The following is a 5,125-nucleotide window of genomic DNA, read 5'->3' on the forward strand; positions in this document are numbered from 1 at the left end:
GTCGACGTACCAGAATGTGCACATCGAGAACGTCCCCTCCGAGCCGCGCAACCCGTCCGGCGAAGCCTCCGGGTTGTAGCGGTAGACCAGGCTGTCGGAGACCAGCTCGGAGTTCATCGCGTCCAGTGTGGACAGCCACATCGGATCGTCCGGGGTGACGAAACCAACCTGGACCGCCCGCAGTAGCGACGCGTCCAGCACTTCGGTTTCGTAGTGCTGGACGAATGCCCCACGCTTTTCGTTCCAGCCTCGTTCCATGACCTGCTGGTAGATCTTGTCGCGTTCACGGGCCCACCGATGCTGATCGCCGGGGCGCCCGTGGTCAGCGGCCAGCCGGACCGCCCGGTCGAAAGCGGTCCAGGAGTTGATCCGACCGTAGACGAAGTTCGCCCGACCGCCGCGGGTCTCCCAGATGCCCTCTTCCGGGGAGTCCCAGTGATCGCACAACCAGTCCAGGATCCGGAGCATCCGCGTCCATCCCGCGTGACCGATGGTCACGCCCTTGCGGTCGGCGAAGTAGATGGAGTCCATCGCCTCGCCGTAGATGTCGAGTTGGAGCTGGTCGGCCGCGCCGTTGCCGATGCGTACCGGCGCCGAACCGCGGTAGCCCTCGAAGTGGTCGAGTGTCTCCTCGCTTAGGTCGGACGAGCCGTCGACCCGGTACATCAACCGCAGCGGACCGGACCCGTCGCCGGCCTGCTCCTCAACCCGGTCCGACAGCCAGCCGATGAAGGCTCGGGCCTCGTCCACGTAGCCCAGACCGAGCAGCGCGTACACCGAGAACGAGGCGTCCCGGATCCACGTGAAACGGTAATCCCAGTTACGCTCGCCGCCGACCTGTTCGGGCAACCCGGCCGTAGGCGCGGCAACCAGTCCGCCGGTGGGAACGTAGGTCATCAACTTCAGCGTCATCGCCGAGCGGTACACCTGCTCCCGCCAGCGTCCCTGGTAGGTCGATCGGCTCAGCCAGCGACGCCAGAATGTCACGGTCTCGTCGAACATCGAGATGATCTCATCGGCGGTGAGACGGTGTGGAGGCCCGGCTGCCCCGGTCTCCAGCAGCACCGCGCCGACCTGGCCGGCGTGCAGGGTCGTGAAGCCGCGGATGCCGTCCCCCTGGGGGTGCCGTACCCGTTCGGTGCTTTCCCAGGGCACCGAACGGGCCGGGTGTAGCGTGATCTGTGTACTGTTCGCCCGAAACACCGCACCGTTGTCGGTTACGTCCAACGTGTGGGCGGCACGGCCGTAGTCGAACCGTGGCATGCACTCGAACGTGAACCGCATCTCGCCCCGCACGACACGGACCAGCCGTACCAGACGGTGGTTGTCGGTGGGATGGGTCGTGTCCGCGACCGGCATGAAGTCGAGGAGTTCACCCACTCCGGCGTCGGTCATGAAACGAGTGATCAGAATCGCGGTGTCGGGGAAGTACAGCTGTTTCGTCACATAGCCCGGATCGGCCGGGGCGATACGGAAATGACCACCTCGCTCGCGGTCCAGCAATGACGCGAACACGCTGGGAGAGTCGAACCGTGGGCAGCAGAACCAGTCGATCTCACCGTCCGTCGTGACCAGCGCAGCGGTATGCAGGTCGCCGATCAGGCCATGATCGGCAATTAGTGGATAGTCCATGCGTCCCTCACCTCCGGCGGATACAGCGGTACTTCACAACGTGTACCCAAACATCCGAGCCACTCACGAAGCGTGCGTGAGACTCACCCGACGGTTCTTCGTCACCCGATTCGGGTGAAGCGCACCGAGGCGCTCGACCGCAGGATGGTGGTGATACAACCGATGAGTTGATCATAAAATGACCAGTCGACCGGGAAGTGCTGATAACCCCAATGCGAACAAGAGCCGTGTAGGCAGGTCGTGGTGAGTAGCGCTCTGCTATTCGCCCTCGTCGCGGGCCTCTATCCGCTGGGGCTGGCCATTGTGCTGCGCTATCTCGGTGAGCCTCCGTCGCTGCGCCATGCGTTTGCCTACCTTGCCGGTACCGCAACCGTCACCCTCGTGGCCGGCATTGCGATCCTGCTGGTTCTACGTGGCTCCGGGCTGACCGAGCGGCAGCACCCGGCGCCGAGCGGTGGAATACAGGTCTTCCTCGGGGTGGCGCTGCTTTATCTGACGTTCCTACTGGTCCGACGACGAAATCGTGCCGGTGTGGACGGGCCCGAGCGCTCGGGCGAGGAGGTGAACGGAGAGAAGGACGGAGCGCACGGGCATCTGCGACTGGGCCGCGTCTTTGCGCTCGGACTGGTCACGTATCTGCCGTCACTGCTTTATGTGAGCTCGATCAAAAATCTTTCGGATGCGAATCTCAGTACCTCGACTGTCGTCCTGGCCCTGCTGCTGTGTGCTGTTCTCGTCCTGCAGATGGTGGAAATACCGATTATTCTGCGACTGCTCGCGCCGGAGCGGACCGGATCGATTCTCGCCTCCTACAACGCGTGGATGCACCGGCACGGACGGGATCTCGTCATCCTGTTTTCCGCAGCTGGTGGCGTGTATATGCTCGTCAAAGGGATCGTGTCGCTTCTTGACTGAGCATGGGCTCATGACGGTACCGAGCAGCCTTGTCGCCTCGGAGATCCACCTCTCCATCGCGCGCGATGCCGGTTACGCCGCATCCCGGTGAGAACCTGGTAAAGGGCCTGGTGATCCGGTCACCCGCGGTGCCGTGCCCAGTCCGTCCACATGGGCGGACCAGGCACCGGCCCCATATTCGGAGGTATCTCCTGAATATCCGGACGTCTATATCCGGACGGCCTTCATACCCACGGGAGTGCGCACCATCAGCTGACCGTCAGGTGATATGTGATCTCCTGTGAGGTCTCTTCTCCGGCATACAGGCCGGAGCCGCCGAACGTGATGGTATGGCTACCACGGCTGAGTGGTCGCAGCAGTAGATAGAAGCCGTCCGCGACGGTCGGCGCATAGCGGCCCTGGTCGGCACCGAAAATGTTGTCGGCGGGCAGCGTGATGCTGAACGGACTCGCGCTGCAGCGGGCGACCGGTCCGGCGCATGCCCTGTACGGGGTGTGGACGGGGTTGAGGTCTCTCACCGGTACAGCGTCGATGCTGGCATGTAGCTCGGAGATCGGACCGAAATCCTTTTCCAGCTTTTGCCACACATCCCAGGAATTTCTATTCTCACCCGGATTGTTCGCCTCGAAAGCATTGATCAACGGAAAGAACAGGGATCGGCCGGCCGGTACCGTACACGCGTCCCTGGTTACGGACCCGCCGCCAGGAAGACCAACCAGGAAGAAAACCGGACCGGACTGGCCGGAATTACAGTTGACGCCGGTTTGATCAATCGGCGGATTTGTAGGGGTGGGTTGTTCCAGTGCGTATTTGAACCAGGCCGCGGACAATTCTCCGTAGGTTTTCCCCGACACGAACTTCGACGCCCACGGCGGTGTTACGCCCGGGTTGGTCCGAGGAATCGCGGATGCGGGCAGCGCGGCGGATACGGCCAAAGCAAGAGCTCCCACCAGTGTCATTGTCAGACATCGGACCGTTCGCATGAAGTCTCCTTTACGTCCAGTGTCGTGCCGGGCGGGCGTGATGGGGTATTCATTGAGAGCTCGCCCGGCACGGAATTCTGGCCAGAAAACACCTGGAGAAAAGATTGTTCAGCGACCGGTCGCAACCCGTACTAATATGAACGAGTGTCCGTTGGGCAGGGTTGTGTCCCGGCCTGGTAGGCCGGATCCCGAACGCGACGATCGGTGTTACCTGCGCCGCCATGGGCCGGTGATCGCACCAGTAACCCCTGCGGGGTCGGGGATGAGCTCATCCATAGCCGCGAAACCCGTTCGGCGTGGCGGCCGACGCGGTCCCACCAAAGATCGAACCTACCGCTCCGCTGTCTCCACGGGCTGGCGATCGAATGAGGCCTTCAAGCAGGAGAGGACGATGATGGCGGCGGCGGTCGCCCCGTTCGCGAAGATGATCGCCATGTCGCCGGTGAGAAGTCCGTAGCCGAGCCAGAGCGCCACGCCGAGTCCGAGGATCGCAAGGTACACCCAGGAGATGTCACCGACCGACCGTGTTCGCCATGACCGGAGCAGCTGCGGGAGCCAGCAGCCCGTCGTCAACGCACCTGCCAGCAGGCCAAGGATGGTCATTCACACCTCTTCGTCGTCGCGTATCAGGATATAGTGATACGCCGGACGCGATCCCGAGAAAAAATGCCGTTTACCGGAGCGCCATCTCGTGGTACCCGCCCGGGCCCCGCGGCTGCGGAGTCTCGTACGCCGCCAGAACCCCTGACCGTCATGGGTCGCATTGCGGTCCGTGTGCGGCACCTGGCGAATGGTGATTTCCCCCGAGTCCGGGATGCGTACGGTGCACGGGCCGCCGGGTATCGCCTGTACGGACGCCACTACGCTCGTTACCGCCGGACTCGTCGGAACTCGGAGCATGCCTGTGTGGACTAACGATGACGCCCGATTGCCGCGAGCGTTGCGCCTGACGATCCTGCTCGCTCTGTGGGCCGCCGTGGTGGCGGCCTGCGGCGAGGGGGCCGGTTCGTCTGGACCTGCCTCAACGCCAGCACCGGCACAGACATCGGCGATCACACAGCCGGGGCCATCGCCCGTACCGGCCACGGAAACCGGTGGGCCGCAGCCGACCAACGTGTATGCGTTCGACGGGGCGAATCAGTTCAGCTCCGCCGTCCGCGGCGCGAAGCAGCTTGTCTACGTTCCGAACAGCGACAGCAACACCCTCGATGTGATCGATCCCACGACCTTCAAGGTGATCGACCACTACGTGACCGGCGCCAGGCCCCAGCACGTCGTCCCGGCCTGGGATCTGTCGACCCTGTACGTCACCAACAACGATGGAAACAGCCTTACTCCGATCGACCCGACCACCGGGAAGATCAAAGGGCCGAACATCCCGGTGGATGATCCTTACAACATGTACTTCACCCCGGACGGGAAATATGCGATCGTCGTGGCCGAGGCGTTGCAACGGCTGGACTTCTACGATCCGCACACCTGGCAGCTGCGGATGAAGATCCCAGTCAGCTGCCCTGGTGTCGACCACATCGACTTCGCCGCGGACAACTCGTTCTTCGTCGCGACGTGTGAGTTCTCCGGCAAGTTGGTCAAGG

5 protein-coding genes are annotated in these 5,125 nt (G+C 63.1%); 2 read left to right on the forward strand and 3 right to left on the reverse strand.

The genetic code is table 11. From position 1 onward, the window contains the following. Positions 1–1,632, reverse strand: a 1,632-nt coding sequence (locus tag NBW77_RS21685) for a glycoside hydrolase family 15 protein (RefSeq protein ID WP_250280255.1), incomplete at its 3' end; no start/stop codon positions are given. 243 nt (positions 1,633–1,875) lie between these two features. Here NBW77_RS21685 and NBW77_RS21690 point away from each other — a divergent pair. Further along, the gene (locus NBW77_RS21690; RefSeq protein WP_131749546.1) at positions 1,876–2,547 is read left to right on the forward strand and encodes a GAP family protein; all 672 of its coding nucleotides are present in this window, start codon (positions 1,876–1,878) and stop codon (positions 2,545–2,547) included. A 248-nt stretch (positions 2,548–2,795) separates the two neighbouring features. Here NBW77_RS21690 and NBW77_RS21695 read toward each other — a convergent pair whose 3' ends face one another. Further along, entirely contained in the window at positions 2,796–3,377 is a 582-nt protein-coding gene (locus tag NBW77_RS21695; RefSeq protein ID WP_250280256.1) for a hypothetical protein, read from the reverse strand. 483 nt (positions 3,378–3,860) lie between these two features. Continuing rightward, on the reverse strand, positions 3,861–4,133 hold the full coding sequence (locus tag NBW77_RS21700) for a SemiSWEET family sugar transporter (RefSeq protein ID WP_131749550.1): 273 nt from the start codon (positions 4,131–4,133) through the stop codon (positions 3,861–3,863). A 301-nt stretch (positions 4,134–4,434) separates the two neighbouring features. Between NBW77_RS21700 and NBW77_RS21705 the strand changes: the two genes are divergently transcribed. Continuing rightward, a partial coding sequence (locus NBW77_RS21705) for a YncE family protein (protein WP_502799513.1) occupies positions 4,435–5,125 on the forward strand: 691 nt, incomplete at its 3' end.

Origin of the sequence: Frankia sp. Cppng1_Ct_nod (assembly GCF_920656135.1) — a bacterium.
GTDB classification, from domain to species: domain Bacteria; phylum Actinomycetota; class Actinomycetes; order Frankiales; family Frankiaceae; genus Protofrankia; species Protofrankia meridionalis.